Below are 25,471 nucleotides of genomic sequence, written 5' to 3'. Positions count from 1 at the left end.
TCAGGCGCCAAGACGATTGCCGGCGTCATCGATCACCTGTTCGCCGTCTTCCTTGGCGAAGGCGCTGCGCTGCGGCGCTGGAAGGAGGTCGAGCACCTCTTCCGAAGGACGGCAGAGCCTTACGCCGAGCGGAGAGACGACGAGCGGGCGGTTGATAAGGATCGGATGCGCCATCATCGCGTCGATGAGTGCGGCGTCGTCGAGGCTGGGATCGCCGAGGCCAAGATCGGCATAGGGCGTTCCCTTTTCGCGGAGGAGGTCGCGCGGGGTGATGCCGGCGCGTTCGATCAGCTGTTCGAGCAAATGTCGTGCCGGTGGTGTCTTCAGATACTCGACGACATGGGGTTCGATACCGGCGTTGCGGATCATCGCGAGCGCGTTGCGGGACGTTCCGCAATCGGGATTATGATAGATGATAATGTCGATCATGGTTGGCCTCTCGTCAGCAGCAGGCGAGTTCGGCGAGCAGTGGCTCGCACAGCTCCGGCCGCCCTTGGCAACAGTCTTTGGCGAGGAAGAGCATCAGGCCCTTGAGCGCGTCGATCTCGGCGCGCTGGATGAACTGGCGTCCGCGCTTTTCAGATTTCACCAGTCCTGCTTTGGCAAGAACCGCAAGGTGGGTGGAAAATGTGCTCTGCGTCAGCCCTGAGGCTTCGACGAGCTGGCCGGTCGACAGCCCATTCGGTTCATGTTGAACCAGCAGGCGGAAGGCCTCGAGGCGTGTGGGGTGTGCCAGCGCGGCAAGCGCGGACAGAGCGTTATCGATGATCATCCATCGGAACTATCCGATGGGTGGATGTGCGTCAATACCTATCGGAAAAATGCGATGCGTTGAGTTGATTGCGGCTGTTCTCGTTTGCCTTCCCGCCAAAAGTGCCCAACTGCAGTTGGCCAAAGATATGAACTGAAGCGGGAATGAGGTTCTAGCGGGCGCTCGTCGTCGTCCCTCGACGGCGGATTACACCTTCGACACTGCGCAGGTTGCTGCCGGCATCGCTGATCAGGTCAAGCAGGCTTTTTTGGCCCGTCATGCCTTTCCCCCGTCGATCACCCCCAGCTTAGGCCTTGCTTCCTGGGCATCCAGATCGCGCGCAGCCAGGCGCAGCGAATGTGCGAACCCATCCCAATCCTTATTGTACGGATCGTCGCGCGCGCCCTCACGCTCGACAGCGCGTGCCGCTTCAACCAGATCGTCGGGCTCAACGACACGCATCTGAAGCAAGGCGTGCGCCAAGAGATAGAGCGCGCTCTGGGCAGGGGCGTTGTCGTCTGACATGGGCGAGCGGGTATCGGCGCGGGGACGACAATGCATCAGTCTCCGGCTTCGCGCACGGTCCTGACCATATGTCTATTTTGCAGGGTTTCGGTAAAATATGCGCCGCTCAATATCGGCAAAAAAAATGGCAGAAAATATATGGTGAGCCCTGCTGGGTTCGAACCAGCGACCTACTGATTAAAAGTCAGTTGCTCTACCGACTGAGCTAAGGGCCCCAACGCGGTTCCGACAACGGTCGGTGCGCGAAGTGAGCGGTCGCCCTAGAGCGATGATGCGCTTTGGTCAACCGGCTTGGAACGCGTAATTTGCGTTGCGAGTTGGCGGATCGTGCGGGCGGTGACCGGATGACGCCAATTCGGCGCGATCGTCGTCAACGGGTCGAGGACGAAGCGCCGTTCGGTCATGGCCGGATGCGGAATCGTGAGCGTCGCATCGGCCCATGTGCCGCCCGACCACAACAGGATATCAAGGTCGAGCGTGCGGGCGCTCCAGCGCTGGCCGGTTCGTCGCCCGAAGGTTGATTCGATCGCCTGCAGCCGGTCCAGCATTTCGGGCGGGCTGAGCGGTGAGGCGACGAGCGCCACCGCATTCGCATATCGGCGCCGCGACGGACCGATCGGGGCGCTCGCGATGATCGGGCTTGCGTCAATCGGTTCAATGTCTTCGCTTTCGAGCGCGCTCAGCGCAGCCATCAACACCTGTCGCGGATCGCCATGAAGGACATGGCGGCGATTGGAACCGAGGCCGATCGCGTAAAGCGGCAGAGGAAGGACGGGGGAGGGCGTTGCGTCGCGCATGCCGCAGCGCCTATCGCAGCATGATGGAGATTGGTAGCCCCTTGCCCGGCACCGAACCGCCGCGCGATTGCGCGCGCTGCCCGCGACTCGTCCAGCTGCGCGCCGAGTGCCGGGCTGCGCATCCCGATTGGTGGAACGCGCCGGTCCATGCCTTTGGCGATCCGGAAGCATGGCTGCCTTTGCGGGCCTTGCACCCGGAAAACATGGTGCGAACTGCACGGGGCGCCCCTTTACGGGCGACTATGCCGGCGACCTGCTGTTCACAACGCTCGCCGAATTTGGGCTCAGCAGCGGATATTATGATGCCCGGATCGACGATGGGTTGGCGCTTGTCGGTGCAATCATCGTCAACAGCGTCAAATGCCTGCCGCCGCAGAACAAGCCGACACCGCAGGAGATTGCTGCCTGTCGGCCCTTCTTCGAGGCGCAACTCGCGGCGTTACCGAAGGTGCGGGTAATCATCGCCCTTGGCCGCATCGCGCACGACGCCGCACTACGCGCTGCTGGCGAGCGACTTGCTGGGCACCCCTTCGCGCACGGCGCGGCGCATGCGCTGTCCGACGGGCGGTATCTGGTCGATAGCTATCATTGCTCGCGCTACAACACGAACACCGGGCGACTGACGCCCGCGATGTTCGCTAATGTCTTTCGCACCGCGCTGGCGCTGAAGGATCAGACCAGCGGCCCGAACTCCTCGATCAATCCGCGGTAAAGTACGCGCTTGAACGGGACGATCAATTTCTCGATCTCGTCCAGCTCCGACCAACGCCAGGCGCGAAATTCCTGATGCTTGGTGTGAATATTGATGTCGCTGTCCTGCCCCATGAAACGCATCAGGAACCAGTATTGGCGCTGGCCGCGATATTTTCCGCCCCACATCTTGCCAATCAGTTCGTCGGGCAGGTCATAGAAATATTCTTCGCGGCTGCGCGCGATGATTTCGACCAGTCCGCCGTGGACGCCGGTTTCCTCGCCCAATTCGCGGATCGCCGCCATTTCGGCATCTTCACCGGGATCGATCCCGCCCTGCGGCATCTGCCAGGCCTCGCTCGACGTATCGAAGCGCTGGCCGACGAAGATGCGGCCCTCGCGGTTCGCCAGCATCACCCCGGCACAGGGGCGATAGGGAAGGGCGCTATGGTCGGTCATGCGCTGGCTTCGGCGACGATCGCCTTGAGCGTAGTCAACGCGCCGCGGATATCGGCCTGCGCACTGGGGATCGCCTGTGCCAGGTTGATATAGCCGTGGATGCTGCCTTTCGCCTCGCGATAGGTCGTCGGCACGCCAGCCTCGATCAGTTTTGCGGCATAGGCGCGCCCCTGATCGCGCAGCGGGTCGAGTCCGGCGGTGACGAGCAAGGTCGGCGGCAGCCCTTCGGCGGGGAAATCGATCGGCGACGCGCGATAGTCGGTCGGATCGGGAGCATATTGGTCGCCGAACCAGGTCATGCTGCCCTCGGTCAGCAGATGGCCTTCGCCGAAATCGCGATAGCTTTGCCATTCATTGTGCGTCGTGACTGCGGGATAGATGGGGTGGATCGCGATCACCGGCTTCGACGCTGGCCTGTCCCGCAGCGTCAATGCGGTGGCGATGGTCAGATTGCCGCCGGCGCTTTCGCCCGACAGGACCAGCCCGGTGCACGGGATATTGTCGGCGACCCAGCGTGTTGCGGCTTCGCAATCCTCGGGTGCGGCGGGGAAGGGGTGCTCGGGGGCAAGGCGATAATCGACGGCGACCACCGGCATGTCGAGCAGGCGCGCCGCCTCGGCACAATAGGGATCATGGGTGTTCAGATCGCCGATCACCCAGCCGCCGCCATGATAGAAGACCATGACCGGCCCGGGCTCGCGGGTCGGGCGATTGTCATAGATGCGGATCGGAATATCGCCCGCGGGGCCGGGGATCGTGCGGTCCTCGACCTGCGCGATCTCGCCGCGCGGAACATCGGCCATCTGGCCCATCACGCGGAACATTTCGCGCGCCGCTTCGGGCGGCAGTTCCTCCATCTTCGGGCCGTCCTGTGCGTTCAGGAAAGCCAGAAAACCCGCGACATCGGGGCGGGTATAATGGGTCGTGCCGTCGGTCATCCTGCTGATCCCTCGCTCTATGTTGGGATGCAGCTATTCGGCATCGGCGGTGAATATTCAATGGCGAATTGAAACCGACCGCGCGCTTGCGCTTTGCGGCGCACAATTTTTTCTGAATTGCGGCTTGGCGCAGAGGGGCCTAGGCCCATATCACAGGTCGGCAAATATTAAGGCAGAAAAGACAATGGCGACAGCGGTAGAGGACCGGGCAACGACATCCCCGTCCCCCCTTTCCGACGCAGTGGTGGTGCGATTTGCTGGAGACTCCGGCGACGGGATGCAGCTGACCGGCGGTCAGTTCACGCTTTCGTCGGCGCTGGCAGGCAATGACTTTGCGACCTTCCCCGATTTTCCAGCGGAAATCCGCGCGCCGCAGGGCACATTGTTCGGCGTCTCCGCCTTTCAGATCAATTTCGGATCCTCGGCGATCGACACTGCGGGCGATGCGCCCGACGTGCTCGTCGCGATGAACCCGGCGGCGCTCAAGACCAATGTACCCCAGCTCAAACAGGGCGGCTTGATCATCGCCGATGAGGGCGAGTTCAACGACCGCAACCTCGCCAAGGCAAAGTATGAGTCGAACCCGCTTGAGGACGGCAGCCTTGCGAAGTGGCAGCTGCTCAAGCTCAACATCAGTCAGCTGACGATGGATGCCGTGAAGCCCTTTGGGCTCGGCAACAAGGAAGCGCTGCGCTGCAAGAATATGTGGACGCTGGGGCTTGCGCTCTGGATGTTCGACCGCGACCGCCAGCCGCTCGTCGACTGGCTCAATGCGAAGTTCGCGAAGGCGCCCGATCTCGCCGCCGCCAACATCGCGGCGCTCAACGCGGGTCACGCTTATGGCGAGACCGCTGAGCTGGCGGGGCCGCTCAAGCAGCATCATGTCGATCCGGCTCCCGTTGCGCCGGGGCTTTACCGCACGCTGACGGGCGCCGAGGGCATTGCGCTCGGCCTCGTCGCTGGCGCGCAATTGGCAAAGCTCCCGATGTTCTTCGGCGGCTATCCGATCACGCCTGCATCGGCGATCCTCCATCACCTGTCGCGGCTCAAGGAATATGACGTCACGACCTTCCAGGCCGAGGATGAAATTGCCGCCATCTGCTCTGCGATCGGCGCCAGCTATGGCGGTTCGCTCGGGGTTACCAGCTCGTCTGGGCCCGGCATCGCGCTGAAGGGCGAGGCGATGGGCCTTGCGATCATGACCGAGCTGCCGCTGATCATCGTCAATTCGCAGCGCGGCGGCCCTTCGACCGGCCTGCCGACCAAGACAGAGCAGTCGGATCTTTATCAGGCAGTCTATGGCCGTAACGGCGACGCACCGATGCCCGTGGTCTCGGCGCGTTCGCCGGGCGACGCGTTCGAATGCGCGATCGAGGCGGTGCGCATCGCGGTGCAATATATGACCCCGGTGATGTTGCTGACCGACGGCTATATCGCCAACGCCGCCGAACCGTGGGCGGTGCCCGACCTCACCACCTATGAGGATTTCCCGGTCGAATTTTTGACCGAAGTGCCCGAGGGCGGGTTCAAACCCTATGGCCGAGACGAAAATCTCAAGCGCCCGTGGGTCAAGCCCGGCACGCCCGGCCTGCTCCACCGCATCGGCGGGATCGAGAAGGAACTCGACACCGGGCACATCAACTATGCGCCCGAAAATCATCAGGCGATGACCGATATCCGCAAGAACAAGATCGACGGCATCAAGGTTCCCGACCAGATCGTCGAACTCGGCGCCGAGGGCGGCAAGCTCGCGGTCGTCGGCTGGGGCTCGACCTTTGGCCCGATCCATCAGGCGGTGCGCCGCAAGCGCGCCGAAGGCGCCGACGTCAGCCATATCCATATCCGCCATATCTGGCCGCTGCCCGCCAATCTGGGCGAGCTGCTCAAGAGCTATGACACGGTGATCGTGCCCGAAATGAATACGGGACAGCTGAAGACCGTGCTGCGCGACCAATATCTGGTCGATGCCAAGCCGGTGAACAAGGTGTCGGGCCAGCCCTTCACCATCGCGGAAATCGAAGCCGCCATCGACGGAGCGCTCTGAGATGAACGAGATGACCACCATCGCCAAGACGACGACGCTCAAGGATTGGGAAACTGATCAGGAAGTGCGCTGGTGCCCCGGTTGCGGCGACTATGCGATCCTGAAGGCGGTGCAGCGCACCATGCCCGAAATCGGCACCGCGCCCGAAAACACCGTGTTCATCAGCGGCATCGGCTGCTCGTCGCGTTTCCCCTATTATATGGAAACCTATGGCTTCCACACGATCCACGGCCGCGCGCCGGCCTTCGCGACGGGGCTGAAGCTCGCCAATCCGAACCTCGACATCTGGATCGTCACAGGCGATGGCGACGGGCTGTCGATCGGCGGCAATCACACGATGCACCTGATCCGCCGCAATCTCGATTGCCAGATCATGCTGTTCAACAACGAGATCTATGGTCTTACAAAGGGGCAATATTCTCCGACCAGCCGTGTCGGCACGACCAGTCCTTCGACCCCTTATGGCTCGGTTGATCGCCCGGCACAACCGGCGGCCTTCGCGCTCGGCGCAGGTGCGCGCTTCGTCGCACGCGGTTTCGATGTGTCGAAGGAACTGCCGAACGTGCTGAAAGCGGCACACGCCCATAAAGGCGCGGCATTTATCGAGATTTTTCAAAACTGTATCGTCTATAACAAGGACGTGTTCGAGGATTTTGCGGCTCCCAAGGGTGCCGAAGACCGCCAGCTTTGGCTGAAAAGCGACGAGCCGATGCTGTTTGCCAAGGGTACCAAGGGCATTGCACTCGATGTCGACGCGTTGAACCTGAAGGTCGTCGATGTTGTCGATGGCGACTGGCAGGCCGCGGGCGTGATCGTCCATGACGTCACCAACCGAAGCGTTGCGCATATGCTCGTCGAAATGCGCTTCGGCGAATTCCCGATGGCGCTCGGTGTGCTCTATGACGACCCGCGCCCAACCTTTGAGGCCGATGTTTGGCGTCAGAACAAGGCGGCGGCCGAGGGCAAGACTGCCGACCTTCAGAGCCTGCTCAAAAAGGGACAGACCTGGACAGTGACCGAAGGCGGCCCGGAACTCTGACACCTTGCACCGCGCCGACGGGTCGGGTCTATAGGTTCCTATGGACAATCTGACCCACAGTCTCGTCGGCGCGGTTCTTGGGCAAATGGGGCTCAAGAAAAAAACCGGCCTCGCGATGCCGACGCTGATCATTGCGGCGAACCTGCCCGATATCGATGCGAGCTGTGCCATCTATGGTATTGAATCGCTGTCGATGCGGCGCGGAATTACCCACGGGCCGATCGCGCTGCTGTTGCTGCCGATCCTGCTGTGGGCGGCGATGATCGCCTTCGACTGCTGGCAGGCGCGTCGCGGCAAGCGGCCTGCCGGGCGGCTGCCGATCGACAAAAGCTGGCTGCTCGCGCTCGCCTATATCGGCTGCCTCAGCCATCCGGCGCTCGACTGGCTCAACAATTACGGCGTTCGCTTGCTCGAGCCCTTTTCGTCGCAATGGTTTTATGGCGATACGCTGTTCATCATCGATCTGTGGATATGGATCGCGCTCGCGCTGTCGATCGGGCTGTCTCTGCGCCGCGAACGGCGCGGGGTGGCGAACTGGCAGCGACCGGCGTGGGTCGGCTTCACCGCCGTCTGCGCCTATATTTTCGCCAACGGCCTGATCACCGGTGCGGCCGAGAAAATGGCGGCTTCGGCGCTGGAGGGCAGCGGGCAGAGCGATGCGCTGGTCGTCGCGAGCCCGCCGCCGCTGACCTTCTGGAAGCGCGATATTTTCTGGCGGACGGCCGATCATTATGGGAGCGGCAGTTTCGTCCCTGGCGCCGGCGGGCAACTCGATATCACCGGCGAACCCATTGGCATGGATGATCCGCGCCTCGCGACGTGGGTGAAGGGCGATCCGGCGGCACGCGCCTTCCTGTTCTGGGCGCGGATGCCCGTCGCCCGGTCCGATGGCGACGCAATCCTGATCCGCGATCAGCGTTATATGCACCCGCTGGCGCAGAGCCGCTTCGAGGTCCGGTTGACCGCACCCGATACGGCGAGCCACCCCGAATGACCGGGTTGCGGTGACGTCTTGAAGGCGCACGACAAGCGATTGTCAGGACGCCGCGTTTGGGGCAGGAAGGGGCAATGAACACGCATGTCAGCCCCAGCCGCGGCAGGCAATTGTTACGCGCAGATCGGGCCTATCGTTCAGGCGGCATGCTGGCGCGGTTGATCGCGCTGGCTCCGGCAAGCGTCTTCCATCGCATGCTCGACCGGATTGATGCCGGGCTAGGTCAGGGCACGATCGAGACGCAACTGCCCGACGGCAGCGTCCGCCTGCTCGGCGGGCGCGGCAAGGGGCCGGTTGCGGTCGTCCATCTCCACCATTGGGCGTCCCTCGCGCGACTCGCCTTGTCGGGTTCGGTCGGCTGGTATCGTGCGTGGGAGAAGGGCGAATGGTCCTCGTCCGATCCGGTGCCACTGTTCGACCTGTTCATGCGTAACGGCGAAACATTGGGCGATGTCGGTCGCGCGCATGGGCCATCGCGCTGGATCAACAAGATGATCCACGGCTTGCATCGTAACGACCGGCGTGGGGCGCGGCGAAACATTCATGCCCATTATGATTTGGGCAATGATTTCTATCGCTTGTGGCTCGATTCAGCGATGAATTATTCGAGCGCGCTGTTCACCGATCCAGCCCAATCGCTGGAAGAAGCGCAGGCGGCAAAGGTTGATGCTATCCTCGACCGGCTCGACCTCCGGTCGGGCAGCCGGTTGCTCGAGATCGGGTGTGGCTGGGGCGCTCTCGCGGAGCGCGCGGTTGAGCGGCACGATGTCATCTACACCGGCATCACTCTCTCCCCGTCGCAGGCCGAAATCGCGGATGCGCGCCTGCAAGCGATCGACCTGTCGGGACGTTCGGGGATCGAAATTTGTGACTATCGCGACGCGCAGGGCCCTTATGACGCCATCTCCAGCGTCGAAATGGTCGAGGCGGTGGGGCAGGTCTATTGGCCGACCTATCTGGATGCCATCGCCCGATTGCTGCGTCCCGGCGGCAAGGCCGCGATCCAGTATATATTGATCAATGACGCGCTGTTCGAGCGCTATGCGGCGAGCAGCGACTTCATTCAGGCCTATATTTTTCCGGGCGGCTGCTTGATTTCGGAAAGCCGCTTTCGCGCGCTTGCCGAAGCGCGCGGGCTGGCGTGGCGCGACGTGCGCCGCTTTGGCGGCGATTATGCCGAAACGCTGCGGCAATGGCGCGACCGCTTCGACGCGGTAGTTGCGGCGGACAAGCTTCCTGCCGGGTTCGACGACCGTTTCGTGCGGCTGTGGCGTTATTATCTGCAATATTGCGAAGGCGGGTTTCGCGGCGGCGGCATCGACGTCGCACAGGTCACTTTGGAAAAAACGGCATAGAATTGGGAGAGAGATACATGCGAAGATATTTGGCGGCGGCGCTGCTGTGTGCAGCGACGGCGGGATGCAGTGCGCCCGCGCCGACCCAGACGACCGAAAATCTGCCAAAGGATCAAAATGTGCTGTTTTGGAGCCAGGACCAACGCGACGCTGCTTTCCGCTCGATGGAAAAAGTCCCCAAGGTCGTGGTCAATACGATCCGCGCGGGCAATTCGGTCTTTCCGCTCCCCGAAGGCAAGCCGATCGACCTTGGCATCGACGTGGACGCCCATATGGCAAAGCAGCGCAACGCCGGGCTGGTCATCGTTCAGGACGGCAAGATCCGGCTGGAAAAATATGCGCTCGGTTTCGGGCCCGCTGATCGCTGGACCAGCTTCTCGGTTGCGAAAAGCTTCACTTCGACCCTCGTCGGCGCGGCGGTGAAGGATGGCTATATCAAGAGCCTCGACGACAAGGTGACCGTCTATATCCCGGGTCTGAAGGGCTCCGCCTATGATGATGTCAGCGTCGAGCAATTGCTGACGATGACGTCGGGGGTCAAATGGAACGAGGACTACACCGATCCGAAATCGGACGTCGCGCTGTTCAACCTGCAAAAGCCGGTGGCAGGCGAAGACATAACCGTCAGCTATATGAAGACCTTGCCGCGCGAAGCACCCGCAGGATCGAAATGGGTCTACAAGACCGGCGAAACCAATTTGATCGGTGTTCTCGTGTCGAGCGCGACGGGCAAGAGCCTGTCGGACTATCTGTCCGAAAAGGTCTGGCGACCCTATGGGATGGAGCAGGACGCGGTGTGGATGCTCGGCGCGACGGGGCATGAAATCAGCGGCTGCTGCGTATCGGCGAGTCTCAAGGATTATGCGCGCTTCGGTCAGTTCATCCTCGGCGGCGGCGTTGCCGGCGGCAAGTCGGTCCTGCCCGACGGCTGGCTGGCCGCGGCGACGACCAAGCAGGCCGGGATCGACATCCCCGGTCGCGGATATGGCTATCAATGGTGGACCAACGACGATGGCAGCTTTGCCGCGCAGGGCATTTTTGGGCAGGGCATCTTCATCGATCCCAAGCGCAAGCTGGTGATCGCATCGAACGGAAACTGGCCGACCGCGACGGATCCCGAAGGCGTCGGCACCGCGCGCGAGGCCTTTTACAAGACCGTGCAGGCCGCGGTGGACAAGGAAGCGAAATAAGGCGTCGCCCCCGCGAAGGCGGGGGCCGCCAATTAGGTCTCGTCATTGCGAGCCGTAGCGAAGCAATCTCCAGCGTCCGTTCAAGCATGACGATGGCTGGAGATTGCCGTATCGCTATGCTCCTCGCAAGACGCGCTTCTATTCCGCGATGGCCGTCGCGCGCTGCGCCAGCCAGGCTGCGGTCAGCGGAATAAGAGTGCCGAGTGCCATGATCCACCAGGCATCGGAAAAGTCGGTCGCGGTATAAATCGCCGCACCGATCACGGAGCCTGCAACGACCCAGCCAGCGCCGGTCCCGCCCGATGCGCGCATGGCCAGCCATCCGCCTGCAAATGCACCGATGAACCAGCCAATGAACAGTGCGATCGTCGATCCGAGCGGGATCAGTATTTCACCCGTTGCGACGTCATATTCGGCGGGCGCAAATTCGCTGCCGACATATTGGGCGAGCCAGATCAGCCCGAAAGCAACGAAAATGCCAGCCACGGCGGCAACCGCCGGGCGCACGATATTGTTGGTCATTCCAAAGCCTTTGCAACCCATATTCAGCGGATCGCGTAGCACAGGAAAGCAAAAATCGCGTTAAGCTTGTTCCATCACCTTGGGCAGGACGTGAAAGGCGGTGCTGTCAAAGCCATCGACCATCAGCTGGGCGACAAATTCGCCGACCGCCGCCGGCTCCTTGATGCTCTGTGCATCTTCACCGGGATAGGCGCGCGCGCGCATCTGCGTGCGCGTACCGCCGGGATCGAGGATCGCGGTGCGCACGGTCGAGATATTCCGCATTTCGGCGCCATAGCTCGTCACCAGCGTCTCGAACGCCGCCTTCGACGCCGCATAGGCGCCCCAATAGGCGCGCGGTTCGCGGGCGAGGCTGCTGGACAGTGCGAGCAGGCGGCCCTTCTCGGAGCGGCGGAGCAGCGGGTCGAAATTGGCGATCAGTGCCTGCTGCGCGATCAAGTTCAGCGTCAGCAGTTTGTTGAATTCCTTGCCGTCGATCGCGGCGACGGGAGTTAGCGTTCCCAGCATCGCGGCGTTGAGCACGAGCATGTCGAGCTTTTGCCAGCGTTCGGCCATCGCGCTGGCAAGGCGGGCGACGCTGTCGCCGTCGGTCAGGTCGAGCGGGGCGATCGTCGCGCTGCCACCGCGTTCGTGGATGCGGTCTTCGAGTGCCTCGAGGCCGCCCGCGGTGCGTGCGGTGATGACAACATGTGCACCGCGTGCAGCGAGCGATTCGGCGATCGCCTCGCCGATGCCACGGCTCGCCCCGGTGACGAGCGCAACCTGGCCCGCCAATTCTTCAGTCACATTGGTCATTGTGTCAGACAACCCGTTCGGCAAGCATCGAAAATTGGTCTTCGAGACTATGCTCGTCGAAATCGGTCAACGTGGTCGGATAGTCGCCGGTGAAGCAGGCGTCGCAATATTGCGGGCCATCATCGTTGCGCTTGACCTCGCCGAGTGCGCGATAGAGCCCGTCGATCGTGACGAACGCCAGACTGTCCGCGTTGATGAAATTCGCCATCTGGTCGACTGTCATCTGCGCCGCGAGCAGCTTGGCGCGCTCGGGCGTGTCGACACCATAGAAGCAGCTGTGCTGCGTTGGCGGGCTGGCGATGCGCATATGCACCTCGGCCGCACCGGCATCGCGCATCATCTGGACGATTTTCAGGCTGGTTGTGCCGCGCACGATCGAATCGTCGATCAGCACGATGCGCTTGCCGGCAATCAGCGCCTTATTGGCATTATGCTTCAGTTTGACGCCCAGATGGCGGACCTTGTCACCTGGCTGGATGAAGGTGCGTCCGACATAGTGCGAACGAATGATGCCAAGTTCGAAGGGAATGCCCGATTCCTGCGCATAGCCGAGCGCCGCGGGGGTGCCCGAATCGGGGACAGGAATGATCAGGTCGGCTTCGACCGGATTTTCGCGCGCCAGTTCGGCGCCGATCGCCTTGCGCACCGAATAGACGCTCGTGCCATCGACGATCGAATCGGGGCGCGAGAAATAGACATACTCGAAAATGCACGGGCGCGCGGGGCGCTCGGCGAACGGACGGTGCGAGGTCAGTTCGCCGTCGCGGACGATGACCAGTTCGCCGGGTTCGACCGAGCGGAGGAATTCGGCGCCGACGACGTCGAGCGCAACACTTTCCGATGCAAAGATAAAGGCATCGCCAAGCTTGCCGATGACCAGCGGGCGGATGCCCAACGGATCGCGGCAGCCGATCATGCCCTCGGCGGTCAGGCAGACCAGCGAATAGGCGCCCTCGACCTGCTTCAGCGCGTCGATGAAGCGATCGAGCAAAGTGCGATATTTCGACGTCGCGACGAGGTGAATGATCACCTCGGTATCGCTGGTCGATTGAAAAATCGAACCGCGGCGGACGAGCACCTTCTTCAGCGCCGTCGCATTGGAAATATTGCCGTTATGCGCGATCGCGAAGCCGCCGGTGGCGAGGTCGGCGTACAGCGGCTGGACGTTGCGCAGCGCGGTTTCGCCGGTCGTCGAATAGCGGACATGTCCGATCGACGAGGCGCCCTCGAGTTGACGCATGATGTCGTCGCGGTCGAAATTGCCCGCGACATGCCCCATTGCGCGATGGGTGTGGAAATCCTTGCCGTCAAAGGCGGTAACGCCCGCGGCCTCCTGACCACGATGTTGCAGGGCATGAAGCCCCAGTGCCACGACGGCGGCGGCGCTATCGGCGCCATGAATACCAAAGACGCCACACTCTTCGCGGAGTTTGTCGTCATCGAAAGGATGAGTGGTGAGCATGTCAGTCCAGCAGCTAGGGGGGGCAGTGACTGGGGCGCATATAGGGACGGTAATCGCAAATGTCGCCCCCCATATTCCCCCTTCTTTTCGCAGGGCGATCAACCAGTGGGTGACAGGGGCTTTCTTCCTGCTCTAAAGCGCGGATTATGGATGATCAACGCGACCGCACCGACCTGTTTTCTCCGCGTTTCGACGCCTCCGGGCTGGTGACCGCGATCGTTACCGATGCCGATACCGGCGTGTTGCTGATGGTCGCACATATGAACGCCGAAGCGATCGCGCTGACCCAGCAAACGGGACAGGCGCATTTCTGGTCGCGGTCGCGCGCGGCCATGTGGCGCAAGGGCGAAACCTCGGGCAACGGGCTCACGATGGTCGAGATGCGCGTCGATTGCGATCAGGATGCTCTCTTGCTGCGTGTGACGCCTGCAGGCCCAGCCTGCCACACTGGGCGCAGATCGTGCTTCTATCGCCGGGTCGAAGCCGACGGCCGCTTGGCCTTCCTGGATGATGATGCGCAAGGCTAGCGCCGCGCTGATCTTCGCGACGCTGCTGCTCGCGGCATGCGGACGCCCGGCGCCCGATGCGAGCGACAAAGCGGTCGACGCCGCCAATCCGCTGGAAGTTGCGGCGCGCGAACGCGGCATCGTCCATTCCGGCGCGCCGGAGCCGACCGGCGTCTTCGAACGCGCCCACGACCTTGGTCGCGACGCGATGTGTGTCGTGCTCGATGGCGCGGGGCAGTGGCGCTTTGCCCTGACCGCGGCCTATGGCCCCGGCCTGTCGTGCCGCGCACGAGGGGAGGCCACTCGCGACGGCGATAATTGGCGACTGCACTTTGCCGATGCCCCCGGCTGTGAGGCTGTCGTGCACGAGGAAGAGGATGAGTTGCGACTGCCCGGCAGTCTGCCGGCTGCGTGTGCGACATTGTGTCCGCAGCACGCCTCGCTCGCCGGTCTGCGGCTGCCGCGCGCCAGTTGGTCCGAAGCCGATGCAAGAGACTTGCGGATCATTGATGGACAGGGCAATATTGATCGGCCCTGCGGCGGCTGAACCGCGCGTTTTTCTCATGTTCCTTACCCTTGACGTTCACGTCAACGGAAACTAGTCTTTGCGGCATGACGGACGACTACGGCCACGCCCATATCGACACGCCCGATCATCTGGGCCGCGAGCATTTCAGCATAACCGACCTGTCGTCCGAGTTCGGCGTGACCGCTCGTGCGCTGCGTTTCTATGAGGATGAAGGGCTGATCAGCCCGTCGCGCAAGGGATTGTCGCGCATCTATTCGAAACGCGACCGCGCGCGGCTCGCGTGGATCTTGCGCGCCAAGCGGACGGGTTTCAGCCTCGCCGACATTCGCGAGATGATCGACCTTTACGACGTTGGCGACGGCCGCAAGCTGCAGCGTCAGGTGACGGTCGAAAAATGCCAGCAACGTATTGGCTTGCTGCGCCGCCAGCGCGACGATATTGACAGTGCTGTAGATGAGCTGTCACGCTTCATCGACATGGTGAAGAAAGTCGACGCTGGTCACAAGGCCGGCTGAGCCTCCCCAGGCGAGCAACACCTTCAACCTTTTGCTTTCCAGAAAGATGCCCCATGCCCGCTTATCGCGCACCGGTTCAAGACACGCTGTTCCAACTCAATGAAGTGCTGGGGATCGAGCGTTACGCCAATCTTCCCGGCTTCGCCAACGCGACCCCCGATATGATCGAGGCGGTGATGACCGAAGCCGGCAAATTCTGCGAAGAAGTCCTCTTTCCGATCAACCAGTCGGGCGACCTCGAAGGTTGCACCCGCCACGACGACGGTTCGGTCACGACGCCCAAGGGCTTCAAGGAAGCCTATAAGGCCTATTGCGAGGCCGGTTGGGGCCTGCTGACCTCGCCGGAGGAATTCGGCGGCCAGGGTCTGCCGCATGTAATCGGATTTCCCGTCGAGGAGTTTCGCAACGCCGCCAACCAGGCTTTCGCCATGTATCCCGGCCTGTCGCAGGGCGCGACCGCCGCGATTCTGGTCAAGGCCTCGGACGAGTTGAAGGCCATCTATGTGCCCAAGATGGTGTCGGGCGAATGGACTGGTACGATGAACCTGACCGAGCCGCATTGCGGAACCGACCTCGGCCTCATCCGCACCCGTGCTGTCCCGAATGGTGACGGCAGCTATGCGGTCACCGGCACCAAAATCTTCATTTCGTCGGGCGAGCATGACCTCACCGAAAATATCATCCACCTCGTCCTCGCAAAGACCCCCGACGCGCCGGACAGCGTCAAGGGCATCTCGCTGTTCATTGTCCCCAAGTTCCTCGTCAACGAAGACGGATCGCCGGGCGATCGCAACACGCTGTCGTGCGGCTCGATCGAACATAAGATGGGAATTCACGCCAATTCGACCTGCGTCATGAACTATGACGGGGCGAAGGGCTGGATGGTCGGCGACGAGAATAAGGGCCTCGCCGCCATGTTCATCATGATGAATGCCGCGCGCCTTGGCGTCGGTATCCAGGGGCTCGCGCAGGCCGATATCGCGTTCCAGAACGCCGTCGCCTATGCGAAGGATCGCCGTCAGGGCCGCGCCCTCACTGGGCCGCAGGACCCGCAGGAAAAGGCCGATCCGCTGTTCGTGCATCCCGATGTGCGCCGCATGCTGATGGACGGCAAGGCGACGGTCGAGGGGCTGCGCGCACTCTGCGTCTGGGGCGCCTTGCAGGTCGACCTCGCGCATGTCGCCGAGACCGAGGAAGAACGCCAGCGCGCCGACGATCTCGTCAGCCTGTTGACCCCGGTGATCAAGGGCTATGGCACCGACAAGGGCTATGACGTCGCGACCAACGCCCAGCAGGTGTTCGGCGGCCACGGCTACATCGAAGAATCGGGCATGAGCCAATATGTCCGCGATGCCCGCATCACGATGATTTACGAAGGCGCGAACGGTGTCCAGGCGATGGACCTTGTCGGCCGCAAGCTCGCCCAAAACGGCGGCCGCGCGGTGCAGACGCTGTTTGCGATCATCGACGAAGAATGTGCAGCGGCCAAGGACAAGCCGGGCTTCGCCGATTTCGCCGCCAGCCTCGAAAAGGCCAATGGCGAACTCAAGGCCGCGACGATGTGGTTCATGCAGAATGGCATGGCGAACCCCAATAATGTAGGCGCCGGCGCGCATCATTATATGCACATCATGGGCATCGTAGCGCTCGGCCTGATGTGGCTCCGCATGATTGAAGCCGCGCAAAAGGCGCTCGACGAAGGCCGCGGCGACAAATCATTCCTCGAAGCGAAGCTGGTCACCGCGCGCCATTTCGCCGAGCGCTTCATGCCCGACGCCGGTTCGCTGCGCCGCAAGATCGAAGCGGGCAGCGAGACGATGATGGCGCTGACGCCCGAGCAGTTCCACGCCGCCTGACGTCCGCCCGTGCAACCATCGCCGCCGCCACGCGTGGCGGTGGCTATGAGCGCGCATGAAAGTCCCGGTGAGCTGACCCCGATCGTCGTAGAAGGGCGCAATTGCTGGCGCATCGCGCGTGCCGACAAGGCGCGGATGATCGTCGATGCCGCCGATTATTATGCGCTGCTCGAACGATTGATGGAGGGAGCGAAGGAACGCATTCTCCTCATTGGCTGGGATTTTGATCCGCGTATCGCCCTGAAACCCGACGATAGGGGCGAGGGCGAGCCGCTGGGCGACTTCCTGTTGCGACTGGCGCACCGCCAGCCCGGGCGCGACATCGATATTCTTCGCTGGAATTTCGGCGGGCTCAAGCATTTCGCGGTGCCGCGCATCCTCGCGATGATCCTGCGCTGGAAAATCACCCGCGCGATCAGTTTTCGCCTCGACAGCGCGCATCCGCTGGGGTGCAGCCATCATCAGAAGGTCGCGGTGTTTGACGATCATCTCGCGGTATGCGGCGGCATTGATGTCGGTGCGGCGCGCTGGGACACGCGCGATCACCGCGACGGCGACCCACGCCGGACGCTCCCGAACGGCAAGCCCTATATGCCCTGGCATGATTCGACGATGATCCTCGCGGGGCCGGTCGGCAATGCGCTCGCAGACCTCGGAAACGAACGCTGGAAGCGCGCGACGAAAAAGCCGCTACGCGACGTGAAGGGAGATGGCGAAAATTGGCCCGATGATCTGGAGCCCGATTTCCATGGCGTCGATGTCGCCATTTCACGCACCCGCGCCCAATATCAGGACAGCGGCGAAATCCGTGAGATCGAGCAGCTCTATCTTGACATGATCGCCGCGGCGCAGCGCTTTATCTATTTCGAAAATCAATATTTCACCTGCGGCAAGATCGCCGCAGCGATCGCCGAACGGTTGAACGAGGATGATCCGCCCGAATTCGTCATGGTGATGCCGCAAACCGCCGACGGCTGGCTCGAGCAAATGGCGATGGACGCGGCGCGGGTGCAACTGGTGCGCGAAATCGTCAAGGCGCGTCGCGGCGACCGGCTGCGCGTCTATTTTCCGCGAACCAAGGGCGGGGAGGCCATCTACGTTCACGCCAAAACCGCGATCGTCGACGACCGGATGATTCGCATCGGATCGTCGAACATGAACAACCGATCGATGGGGCTCGACAGCGAATGCGACGTGACGATCGACGCCGCGCTATCCGTCAATCGCGGCGTCGAACCGACGATCACACGGCTGCGCGAAACCTTGATTGCCGAACATCTGGACGTCGAGCCTGGGGATGTCGCGCGGGAGTTTGCGCACACCGGCTCGCTGATCGGAACGATCGAGGCGCTGCGCGGCGAGGGACGCTCGCTGGAACTGCTCGATCTCGTCAGCCCGGGGCCGCTCGACGAATATATCGCCGACAATGAACTGCTCGACCCGACAAGTCCCGACGCGATGTTCGAGGGCTTTGCCGAGCGCGGATTAAAGAAAAGCTGGCATCGCGGTCGCGATTGGATGCGGCGGCATCGGCCGTTCGCGCACAAATCAGCCTAAAACCCCGTTCGCATCGAGCGAAGTCGAGATGCCCCTCGGGCAAACGCCATGACGATGGGTGTCTCGACTTCGCTCGACACGAACGGGAATGGAGCCGGGCTAGGGACCGAGTCCTAATCCGCGAGCGACAGCAAATGCTGCGCCTGTTTCAGGTGCGGCGCATCGACCATCTTGCCATCGACCTGCAACACCCCGACGCCGGGATTGGCGGCAAAGGCATCGACAATCGCCTGCGCCCGCGCAACCTCTTCGGCCGCAGGCGTGAAGGCCGCGTTGATCGGTTCGACCTGCGAGGGGTGAATCGCCATCATGCCGGTAAAACCGTCGCGCCGCGCCCGCGCGGCGTAGGCGGCAAGCCCCGCCTCATCCTTGATCGCCGGGAAAACGGTATCGATCGCGGCAACACCCGCGCCATGCGCCGCGAACAGCGTGAGCGCGCGCGCGACCTCATAGGGCTGGGTATAGCTGCCGTCGGGATTGCGGCTGGTTGAAGCACCAATCGCTGCGGGTAGATCTTCGGCGCCCCAGGTCAGCCCGAGCAGGCGATCCTTCATCTCGCGATAGCTGCCGAGGGTGAAGATCGCCGACGGCGTTTCGGTCGCGATCGGCAGGATAGCGGGCAGCGACGCATCGGCCGCACTCTCGCTGCGCAGGATGAGGTCGAGTTGCGCAATGCTCGCCGCGCCTTCGGCCTTGGGCAGCATGATCGCGTCGGGTCGGCCACCGATGACCGCCGCAATATCGGCCGCCGCCATATGCCCATCGAGCGGGTTTATCCGCACCAGCGTCACAACCTCGCGGTCGCCCGCCAGATAGTCGGCGACCGCATGGCGTGCGGTATCTTTGTTCGCGGGCGACACCGAATCTTCGAGGTCAAGGATGATCGCATCGGCGCCCGACGCTGCAGCCTTGGCAAAGCGCTCGGGCCGGTCGCCGGGGACGAAAAGCAGGGATCGAAGGCGCATCAGGCGGCTTTCTTTTTGAGCAGCGCAGACCGTTCGCACTGGCAGACGATCTCGCCGCGCTGGTTGAGGCAGCGGTGAAGAAAAGTCACGATACCCGCATTCGGCCGCGATTTCGATTCTTTGAGACCGACGACCTCGGTTTCCGCACGAAGCGTGTCGCCAATGAACACCGGCTTGGGCATCACCAGCTTGTCGTAGCCGAGGTTGGCGACCAGCGTGCCCAGGGTCGTGTCGCCGACCGACAGCCCGACCATCAGGCTGAAAGTGAAGGTGCCGTTGACGAGAATCTGACCGAATTCCGACGCCTTCGCCGCCTCGGCATCGAGGTGCAAGGGCTGCGGATTGTGCGTCATCACCGTGAACAGCAGATTGTCGGTCTCGGTCACCGTGCGCCGGATATCATGCTCCAGCATGTCGCCGATGGTCCATTCGTCGAAAAAGCGGCCTGCCATTTATCTAACTCCAATACGCGTCATGCTGAACTTGTTTCAGCATCCATGGTCAGATGCTGAAACCTTAGGCCATGAACCCTGAAACAAGTTCAGGGTGACGAAAAGGCAGAGATTATTCTTCCTTTTCAATCCGCACCAGCAAGGCCTCGACCTGCACCTGTGCCCCCGCGGCAACATTGAGCTCCGCCACCACCCCGTCGAACGGCGCGGTCAGGCTATGCTCCATCTTCATCGCCTCAAGCGTCAGCAATTTCTGCCCCTTGGTCACCGTATCGCCCGCCGCAACCTCGACAGCGATGACCTTGCCGGGCATCGGCGAAAGGATAGCGCCGTCGCCTGCGGCCCCGCCCGCGTTTCCTTCGGCACGCCAGGGCGACAATTGCCACACGGCGCCCTTTTCAGCGACGAGCATCGCCGGGGCGAGCTCTTCCGCACCGGGGCCATGCAAATCAACCTCAACGCGCTTGCCGTCGAGTAGGAAGGGTGCCGAACGCACATCGGGGGCGTTGAGGCGGAAACCGGCTTGCAACGAGCGCGGGACCAGCGCCATTGCCGCATTGGTCAGCGCCTGCGCCGACGGCATCGGCTCGGCGGTCATCGCGTCGCCATCACGGCCGATCAGGCCGGTGTCGACGGTCCCCGCGACGAAATCGGGATGCTCCAGCGCGTTGATCAGGAAGGCCGAATTGGTCTTCACCGGCCAGACCGCACTATCCTCCAGCATTTCGGACAGCGTCAGCCGCGCCTCTTCGCGATCCGCGCCATAGGCGATCAGCTTGGCGACCATCGGGTCATAAAAGGGCGAAACCGCGCCGCCTTCATAAACGCCGGTGTCGATCCGCCCGCCGTCGGCCTCGGACAACTGGAACAGTTCGAGCGTGCCGATGCTCGGGAGGAAGCCCTTCGCGGGATCCTCCGCATAAAGCCGCGCTTCCATCGCCCAGCCGTCGATGCTGAGGCCGTCCTGCGCCAGCGGCAACGGCTCACCCGACGCAACGCGCAGCTGCCATTCGACCAGATCGACCCCGGTGATTTCCTCGGTCACAGGATGCTCGACCTGCAGCCGCGTGTTCATTTCCATGAACCAGATGCGATCGGCGCGCAGGCCCTCGCTGGCATCTGCGATGAATTCGATCGTGCCGGCGCCGACATAATCGACAGCCTGCGCAGCGCGCACCGCAGCGGCGCACAGCGCCTCGCGCGTCACTTCGTCCATGCCGGGGGCAGGGGCTTCCTCGATCACCTTCTGGTGACGGCGTTGCAGCGAGCAATCGCGCTCGAACAGATGGACGACATTGCCATGGGTATCGCCGAACACCTGCACCTCGATATGGCGCGGGGTCAGGATATATTTCTCGATCAGCACATGATCGTTGCCGAACGAGGCCGCGGCCTCGCGCTGGCATGAGGCGAGGGCCTCGATGAAATCGCCCGGTGCATCGACCTTGCGCATCCCCTTACCGCCGCCGCCGGCGACCGCCTTGATCAGCACTGGATAGCCGATCTCGCTCGCCCGTTCGGCGAGGAAGGCGGGGTCCTGATTCTCGCCCATATAGCCCGGCGTCACGGGGACGCCCGCATCGGTCATCAGCTTCTTTGCGGCGTCCTTCAAACCCATCGCGGTGATCGAGGAGGGCTTGGGCCCGACCCACACGAGGCCCGCATCGATTACCGCCTGCGCGAACTCGGCATTTTCGGAGAGGAAGCCGTACCCCGGATGGATCGCCTCGGCGCCGGTTGCCTTCGCGGCCGCGATGATCTTGTCACCGATCAGATAGGATTCGCGCGCCGGCGACGGCCCGATATGCACCGCCTCGTCGGCTTGCTGCACATGCAGCGCCCTGGCGTCGGCATCCGAATAGACCGCGACAGTACGAATGCCCATCTCGCGCGCTGTGCGGATGATACGGCAGGCGATTTCGCCGCGATTGGCGATGAGGAGCGAGGTTATTTGTTTTGTCATATGTCTAAAAACTTCTTCCCTGCTTCGGTCAAAAGCATGCCACCGTTTTTTCCAACCCCGGAAACGAGGCCGTATTTCTCAAGTTCATGAAGGGCCAACTCACCGGCCACCATATCGAAGTGCCAGATTGCAGGCTCTCCGAGTTCGTCCGACACGTCGGTGTACTGCAGGCACATTTTCCCCAGGGCGTAGAGCAAGTCTCTTTCTGGCTGAGACAGATTTTGAAGGTTTGAACTCACAATCCTTTACCCCTCACATCCTGAACACGCCGAAGCCTCGATCCTCGATCGGCGCATTCAGCGTTGCGGAAAAGGCCAGCCCGAGCACGTCGCGCGTCTGCGCGGGGTCGATGATGCCATCGTCCCACAGGCGCGCGGTGGCGTGGTATGGATTGCCCTCATCCTCATACTTCTGGCGGATCGGCGCCTTGAAGGCTTCGGCCTCTTCGGGCGTCCATTTGTCGGCGTCGCGGTGGACGGTGGCCAGCACCGATGCCGCCTGCTCGCCGCCCATCACGCTGATCCGCGCATTGGGCCAGGTGAACAGGAAGCGCGGTGAATAGGCGCGCCCGCACATGCCATAATTGCCCGCACCAAAGCTGCCGCCGATCAGTACCGTGATCTTCGGCACCGTCGCGGTCGCGACTGCGGTGACGAGCTTCGCGCCATGCTTGGCGATCCCCTCGGCTTCATATTTGCCGCCGACCATGAAGCCGCTGATATTCTGGAGGAAGAGCAGGGGGATGCGCCGCTGCTGCGCCAGTTCGATGAAATGCGCGCCCTTGACCGCAGATTCGCTGAACAACACGCCATTGTTCGCGAGGATCGCGACGGGGATGCCCCAGATATGCGCGAAGCCGCAGACAAGCGTGCTGCCGTAATTGGCCTTGAACTCATGAAACTCGCTGCCGTCGACGATCCGCGCGATCACTTCGTGGACGTCGTAGGGCGCGCGAACGTCGTCGGGGATGACGCCATACAATTCCTCGCCGGCATATTTGGGCGGGCGGGGGTCTTTCAGTGCAACCTCGAACCCCGTGTCGGCGCCCAAATGGCTGACGATGTCGCGCACGATGGTCAAGGCATGCTCGTCATTCTCGGCGAGATGATCGACCACGCCCGATTTCTTCGCGTGCAAATCGCCGCCGCCTAAATCCTCGGCGCTGATTTCCTCGCCTGTCGCGGCTTTCACCAGCGGCGGGCCAGCGAGGAAGATCGTGCCCTGATTGCGCACGATCACCGTCTCGTCGCTCATTGCCGGAACATAAGCGCCGCCCGCGGTGCAACTGCCCATCACGCAGGCAATCTGCGGGATGCGCCGCGCCGACATATTCGCCTGATTGAAGAAGATACGGCCGAAATGGTCGCGGTCGGGAAACACCTGATCCTGATGCGGCAGGTTGGCGCCGCCGCTGTCGACGAGGTAGATGCAGGGCAGGCGGTTCTCCAGCGCAATCTCCTGCGCGCGAAGATGCTTTTTCACCGTCATTGGGTAGTACGTGCCGCCCTTCACCGTCGCATCGTTACAGACGATCATGCACTGGCGCCCCGACACCTGCCCGATACCGCAGATCAGCCCCGCGCCCGGAATTTCACCGCCGTAAAGGTCGTTCGCGGCAAGCTGGCCGATCTCCAGAAACGGCGAACCCGGATCGAGCAGCCGCTCGACGCGCTCGCGCGGCAGCAATTTGCCGCGGCTCGTATGCCGCTCGCGCGACTTTTCATTGCCGCCGAGCGCCGCTTCGGCGACCTTCGCCCACAACGCGTCTTTCAGCGCACGATTATGCGCGACGCGCACATGCGACGCCGGATCTTCGGGATTATATTGGGTCGGCAGGACCGGAGCGGACATTATTTTGTCTCCACAGGGATGGTATAGTGAACTTGAGCGCCGGGCCCGAGCGGCAGATCGAAACCGACCCACGCGACCGTCATCGCGATGCCCATCGCCATGAAACACAGCGCATAGGGCAGCATGAGCGCGAGGAGCGAGCCGACCCCCATCGAACGATCCCAGCGCTGGCTGAAAGCCAGGATCAGCGGAAAATAGCTCATCAGCGGGGTCATGATATTGGTGTAGCTGTCACCCATGCGATAGGCGGCGGTGGTCATTTCGGGGCTGATGCCGAGCAGCATGAACATCGGCACCACAACGGGCGATAATGCGCTCCACTTCGCCGACGCCGACCCGATGAACAGGTCGAGGAAGGAGGAGAGCAACAGGACGCTCACGAGCAGCAGCGCCGCCGGCAGCGCCATTTCGGCAAGCGCCTCGGCGCCGTTGATCGCGATGATCGGGCCGATCCGCGACCAGTTGAACATCGCGACGAAATGCGCGGCGAAGAAGACGAAGACCAGATAGGGCGCCATCGTCCGCACGCCGTGCTGCATCATCTCCATCACATCGGCGGCCGATTTGATCGCCCCCGCTGCGCGGCCAAAGGCGGTGCCGGTGAACAGGAAGAGCATGAAGAAGCCCGCGATCAGCGACGCATAAAGCGGCTGCAGCCGCGCCGTCCCCTCGGCCTCTTCATTGATGAAAGGTGTATAGCCCGGCCACAGCGCCAGCGCGGCAAAGGCGGCGACGATCAACAGCGCGACCAGCCCGGCACGGCGCAGCCCCTTGCGTTCGTCCGCCGTCAGCTCTGCCTTGTCGAGGTCGGCGCGCAATTCGGCGTCGACGACCCCGTTCCATGTCCCCAGCCGCGGTTCGACGATGCGGTCGGTGACAAACCATATGATCGGGGTGAACAGGATCACGATCCCGAGGATGAAATACCAGTTGCCCAGCGGGTTCATCGTCCAGCCGGGCTCGACGATCCGGGCCGCCTCCTGCGTAAAGCCGAACAGCAGCACGTCGATCTGTCCGGGCATTATATTGCCGGCATAGCCGCCAGACACCGCAGCAAAGGCGGCGGCGAGCCCGGCGAGCGGGTGTCGCCCGACGATTGCAAAGGTGATCGCTGCGAGCGGGATGAAAACGACATAGGCGGCGTCCGACGCATGGTGCGACACCATGCCGATGATCGCGACGATCGGGGTCAGCAGCGACTTGCGCGCATTGCGCAGCGAACCGCGGATCAGCGCCGAGAACAGCCCCGACCGTTCGGCAACCGCGGCGCCCATCATGATCGTCAGTACGAGACCAAGCGGCGCGAAGCTCGCGAACGTCCGCGGCATTTCGGTGAACAGCCGCGCGATATTCTCTTCGGAAAAGAGGTTCGAAGCGCGATAGGTCAGCACGCCATTGGCAAGCTCGGCATGCTCGGGCGCTTTTTCGCCGGGGTAGGACAGCGACGCCGACCAGCCCATCGCCTCGCCCAGCGCCGAGACGAGCATCAGCACGACGATCAGATAGATGAAGATGATCGTCGGGTCGGGCAGCAGATTGCCCGCGCGCTCGACGAAACCAAGGAAACCGCGCTCGCGGTCGGGCCGGGGCACCGCGCCGCTCATGCATGCATCTCCCGGCGCATCGGGTTGATCTTTAGGGGTTGAAAATGGGCACGCATGACGAAATTCCTTCTGTTCATGCGCGGAATTAGCGGGACGTTGGTCGAAGGGAAAG

25 protein-coding genes, 1 tRNA gene and 1 pseudogene are annotated in these 25,471 nt (G+C 62.6%); 12 read left to right on the top strand and 15 right to left on the bottom strand.

The window, feature by feature from the left end:
* Both arsC and CDQ91_RS02975 read right to left on the bottom strand, forming a co-directional pair.
* Positions 1-429 carry an arsenate reductase (glutaredoxin) gene (gene arsC / locus CDQ91_RS02980; RefSeq protein ID WP_088471183.1) on the bottom strand — a complete coding sequence of 143 codons (429 nt, stop codon included), beginning with the start codon at positions 427-429 and terminating at the stop codon, positions 1-3.
* 13 nt (positions 430-442) lie between these two features.
* Entirely contained in the window at positions 443-772 is a 330-nt protein-coding gene (locus CDQ91_RS02975; protein WP_088471182.1) for an ArsR/SmtB family transcription factor, read from the bottom strand.
* 336 nt (positions 773-1,108) lie between these two features.
* Here CDQ91_RS02975 and CDQ91_RS21200 point away from each other — a divergent pair, with 336 nt between their 5' ends.
* A complete protein-coding gene (locus CDQ91_RS21200) occupies positions 1,109-1,273 on the top strand; it encodes a hypothetical protein (protein ID WP_158213604.1) in 165 nt (54 codons plus the stop codon).
* Positions 1,274-1,415: 142 nt separating this feature from the next.
* Here CDQ91_RS21200 and CDQ91_RS02965 read toward each other — a convergent pair.
* Positions 1,416-1,491 (bottom strand) — tRNA-Lys (locus CDQ91_RS02965).
* Positions 1,492-1,536: 45 nt separating this feature from the next.
* Positions 1,537-2,073 carry a 2-amino-4-hydroxy-6-hydroxymethyldihydropteridine diphosphokinase gene (folK, locus tag CDQ91_RS02960; RefSeq protein WP_088471180.1) on the bottom strand — a complete coding sequence of 179 codons (537 nt, stop codon included), beginning with the start codon at positions 2,071-2,073 and terminating at the stop codon, positions 1,537-1,539.
* A 23-nt stretch (positions 2,074-2,096) separates the two neighbouring features.
* On the opposite strand from folK, the pseudogene CDQ91_RS02955 reads away from it, so the two are divergent.
* A pseudogene (locus CDQ91_RS02955) lies at positions 2,097-2,785 on the top strand (uracil-DNA glycosylase).
* Here the strand turns inward: CDQ91_RS02955 and CDQ91_RS02950 are convergent.
* Both CDQ91_RS02950 and CDQ91_RS02945 read right to left on the bottom strand, forming a co-directional pair.
* A complete protein-coding gene (locus CDQ91_RS02950; RefSeq protein ID WP_088471179.1) occupies positions 2,746-3,222 on the bottom strand; it encodes an RNA pyrophosphohydrolase in 477 nt (158 codons plus the stop codon). The pseudogene CDQ91_RS02955 and the gene CDQ91_RS02950 sit on opposite strands and share 40 nt — an antisense overlap.
* On the bottom strand, positions 3,219-4,160 hold the full coding sequence (locus CDQ91_RS02945) for an alpha/beta hydrolase (RefSeq protein WP_088471178.1): 942 nt from the start codon (positions 4,158-4,160) through the stop codon (positions 3,219-3,221). Before CDQ91_RS02945 ends, CDQ91_RS02950 begins: the two co-directional genes overlap by 4 nt.
* A 184-nt stretch (positions 4,161-4,344) precedes the next feature.
* Between CDQ91_RS02945 and CDQ91_RS02940 the strand changes: the two genes are divergently transcribed.
* The 5 genes from CDQ91_RS02940 (at position 4,345) to CDQ91_RS02920 (ending at position 10,782) form a co-directional block, all read left to right on the top strand.
* Complete coding sequence (locus CDQ91_RS02940) at positions 4,345-6,204, top strand: 2-oxoacid:acceptor oxidoreductase subunit alpha (RefSeq protein WP_088471177.1); 1,860 nt, start codon at positions 4,345-4,347, stop codon at positions 6,202-6,204.
* Position 6,205: 1 nt separating this feature from the next.
* Complete coding sequence (locus CDQ91_RS02935) at positions 6,206-7,243, top strand: 2-oxoacid:ferredoxin oxidoreductase subunit beta (RefSeq protein WP_088471176.1); 1,038 nt, start codon at positions 6,206-6,208, stop codon at positions 7,241-7,243.
* A 40-nt stretch (positions 7,244-7,283) separates the two neighbouring features.
* The gene (locus CDQ91_RS02930; RefSeq protein WP_088471175.1) at positions 7,284-8,237 is read left to right on the top strand and encodes a metal-dependent hydrolase; all 954 of its coding nucleotides are present in this window, start codon (positions 7,284-7,286) and stop codon (positions 8,235-8,237) included.
* Positions 8,238-8,311: 74 nt separating this feature from the next.
* Positions 8,312-9,592 carry an SAM-dependent methyltransferase gene (locus CDQ91_RS02925; RefSeq protein ID WP_088471174.1) on the top strand — a complete coding sequence of 427 codons (1,281 nt, stop codon included), beginning with the start codon at positions 8,312-8,314 and terminating at the stop codon, positions 9,590-9,592.
* Between the two features lie 17 nt (positions 9,593-9,609).
* Complete coding sequence (locus tag CDQ91_RS02920) at positions 9,610-10,782, top strand: serine hydrolase domain-containing protein (RefSeq protein ID WP_088471173.1); 1,173 nt, start codon at positions 9,610-9,612, stop codon at positions 10,780-10,782.
* Positions 10,783-10,920: 138 nt separating this feature from the next.
* Here the strand turns inward: CDQ91_RS02920 and CDQ91_RS02915 are convergent, their stop codons facing one another.
* The 3 genes from CDQ91_RS02915 to purF are packed head-to-tail and all read right to left on the bottom strand — an operon-like array spanning position 10,921 to position 13,561.
* Positions 10,921-11,304 carry a hypothetical protein gene (locus CDQ91_RS02915; protein ID WP_088471426.1) on the bottom strand — a complete coding sequence of 128 codons (384 nt, stop codon included), beginning with the start codon at positions 11,302-11,304 and terminating at the stop codon, positions 10,921-10,923.
* A gap of 60 nt (positions 11,305-11,364) precedes the next feature.
* Positions 11,365-12,099 (bottom strand): SDR family NAD(P)-dependent oxidoreductase, encoded by a 735-nt coding sequence (locus tag CDQ91_RS02910; protein ID WP_088471172.1) that lies wholly within the window; start codon positions 12,097-12,099, stop codon positions 11,365-11,367.
* A gap of 4 nt (positions 12,100-12,103) precedes the next feature.
* The gene (gene purF / locus CDQ91_RS02905) at positions 12,104-13,561 is read right to left on the bottom strand and encodes an amidophosphoribosyltransferase (protein ID WP_088471171.1); all 1,458 of its coding nucleotides are present in this window, start codon (positions 13,559-13,561) and stop codon (positions 12,104-12,106) included.
* 146 nt (positions 13,562-13,707) lie between these two features.
* On the opposite strand from purF, the gene hisI reads away from it, so the two are divergent.
* From hisI to CDQ91_RS02880, 5 genes are all read left to right on the top strand, one after another.
* Positions 13,708-14,088, top strand: a complete 381-nt coding sequence (gene hisI, locus CDQ91_RS02900; RefSeq protein ID WP_088471170.1) for a phosphoribosyl-AMP cyclohydrolase — start codon at positions 13,708-13,710, stop codon at positions 14,086-14,088.
* Positions 14,069-14,614: a hypothetical protein gene (locus CDQ91_RS02895; RefSeq protein WP_237245787.1), complete on the top strand. Its 546-nt coding sequence runs from the start codon at positions 14,069-14,071 to the stop codon at positions 14,612-14,614. Before hisI ends, CDQ91_RS02895 begins: the two co-directional genes overlap by 20 nt.
* Positions 14,615-14,679: 65 nt before the next feature.
* The gene (locus CDQ91_RS02890) at positions 14,680-15,111 is read left to right on the top strand and encodes a MerR family transcriptional regulator (protein ID WP_088471169.1); all 432 of its coding nucleotides are present in this window, start codon (positions 14,680-14,682) and stop codon (positions 15,109-15,111) included.
* Positions 15,112-15,164: 53 nt separating this feature from the next.
* Positions 15,165-16,967, top strand: a complete 1,803-nt coding sequence (locus tag CDQ91_RS02885; protein ID WP_088471168.1) for an acyl-CoA dehydrogenase C-terminal domain-containing protein — start codon at positions 15,165-15,167, stop codon at positions 16,965-16,967.
* 45 nt (positions 16,968-17,012) lie between these two features.
* On the top strand, positions 17,013-18,524 hold the full coding sequence (locus CDQ91_RS02880; RefSeq protein WP_088471167.1) for a phospholipase D-like domain-containing protein: 1,512 nt from the start codon (positions 17,013-17,015) through the stop codon (positions 18,522-18,524).
* Between the two features lie 113 nt (positions 18,525-18,637).
* Here the strand turns inward: CDQ91_RS02880 and CDQ91_RS02875 are convergent, their stop codons facing one another.
* The 6 genes from CDQ91_RS02875 to CDQ91_RS02850 all read right to left on the bottom strand — a co-directional run bounded on the left by CDQ91_RS02875 (position 18,638) and on the right by CDQ91_RS02850 (position 25,359).
* Entirely contained in the window at positions 18,638-19,489 is an 852-nt protein-coding gene (locus tag CDQ91_RS02875; RefSeq protein ID WP_088471166.1) for an HpcH/HpaI aldolase/citrate lyase family protein, read from the bottom strand.
* A complete protein-coding gene (locus tag CDQ91_RS02870; RefSeq protein ID WP_088471165.1) occupies positions 19,489-19,941 on the bottom strand; it encodes a MaoC family dehydratase in 453 nt (150 codons plus the stop codon). Before CDQ91_RS02870 ends, CDQ91_RS02875 begins: the two co-directional genes overlap by 1 nt.
* A gap of 112 nt (positions 19,942-20,053) precedes the next feature.
* Complete coding sequence (locus tag CDQ91_RS02865) at positions 20,054-21,904, bottom strand: acetyl/propionyl/methylcrotonyl-CoA carboxylase subunit alpha (RefSeq protein WP_088471164.1); 1,851 nt, start codon at positions 21,902-21,904, stop codon at positions 20,054-20,056.
* Complete coding sequence (locus tag CDQ91_RS02860; protein WP_088471163.1) at positions 21,901-22,101, bottom strand: hypothetical protein; 201 nt, start codon at positions 22,099-22,101, stop codon at positions 21,901-21,903. The genes CDQ91_RS02865 and CDQ91_RS02860 overlap by 4 nt, the downstream gene beginning before the upstream one ends.
* A gap of 55 nt (positions 22,102-22,156) precedes the next feature.
* The gene (locus tag CDQ91_RS02855) at positions 22,157-23,755 is read right to left on the bottom strand and encodes a carboxyl transferase domain-containing protein (protein ID WP_088471162.1); all 1,599 of its coding nucleotides are present in this window, start codon (positions 23,753-23,755) and stop codon (positions 22,157-22,159) included.
* Positions 23,755-25,359 (bottom strand): AbgT family transporter, encoded by a 1,605-nt coding sequence (locus tag CDQ91_RS02850; protein WP_088471161.1) that lies wholly within the window; start codon positions 25,357-25,359, stop codon positions 23,755-23,757. The genes CDQ91_RS02855 and CDQ91_RS02850 overlap by 1 nt, the downstream gene beginning before the upstream one ends.
* Between the last annotated feature and the right edge of the window lie 112 nt (positions 25,360-25,471).

Source organism: Sphingopyxis witflariensis (assembly GCF_002205635.1).
Lineage (GTDB): Bacteria > Pseudomonadota > Alphaproteobacteria > Sphingomonadales > Sphingomonadaceae > Sphingopyxis > Sphingopyxis witflariensis.
This window is presented reverse-complemented; position numbering and strand designations above follow the sequence as displayed.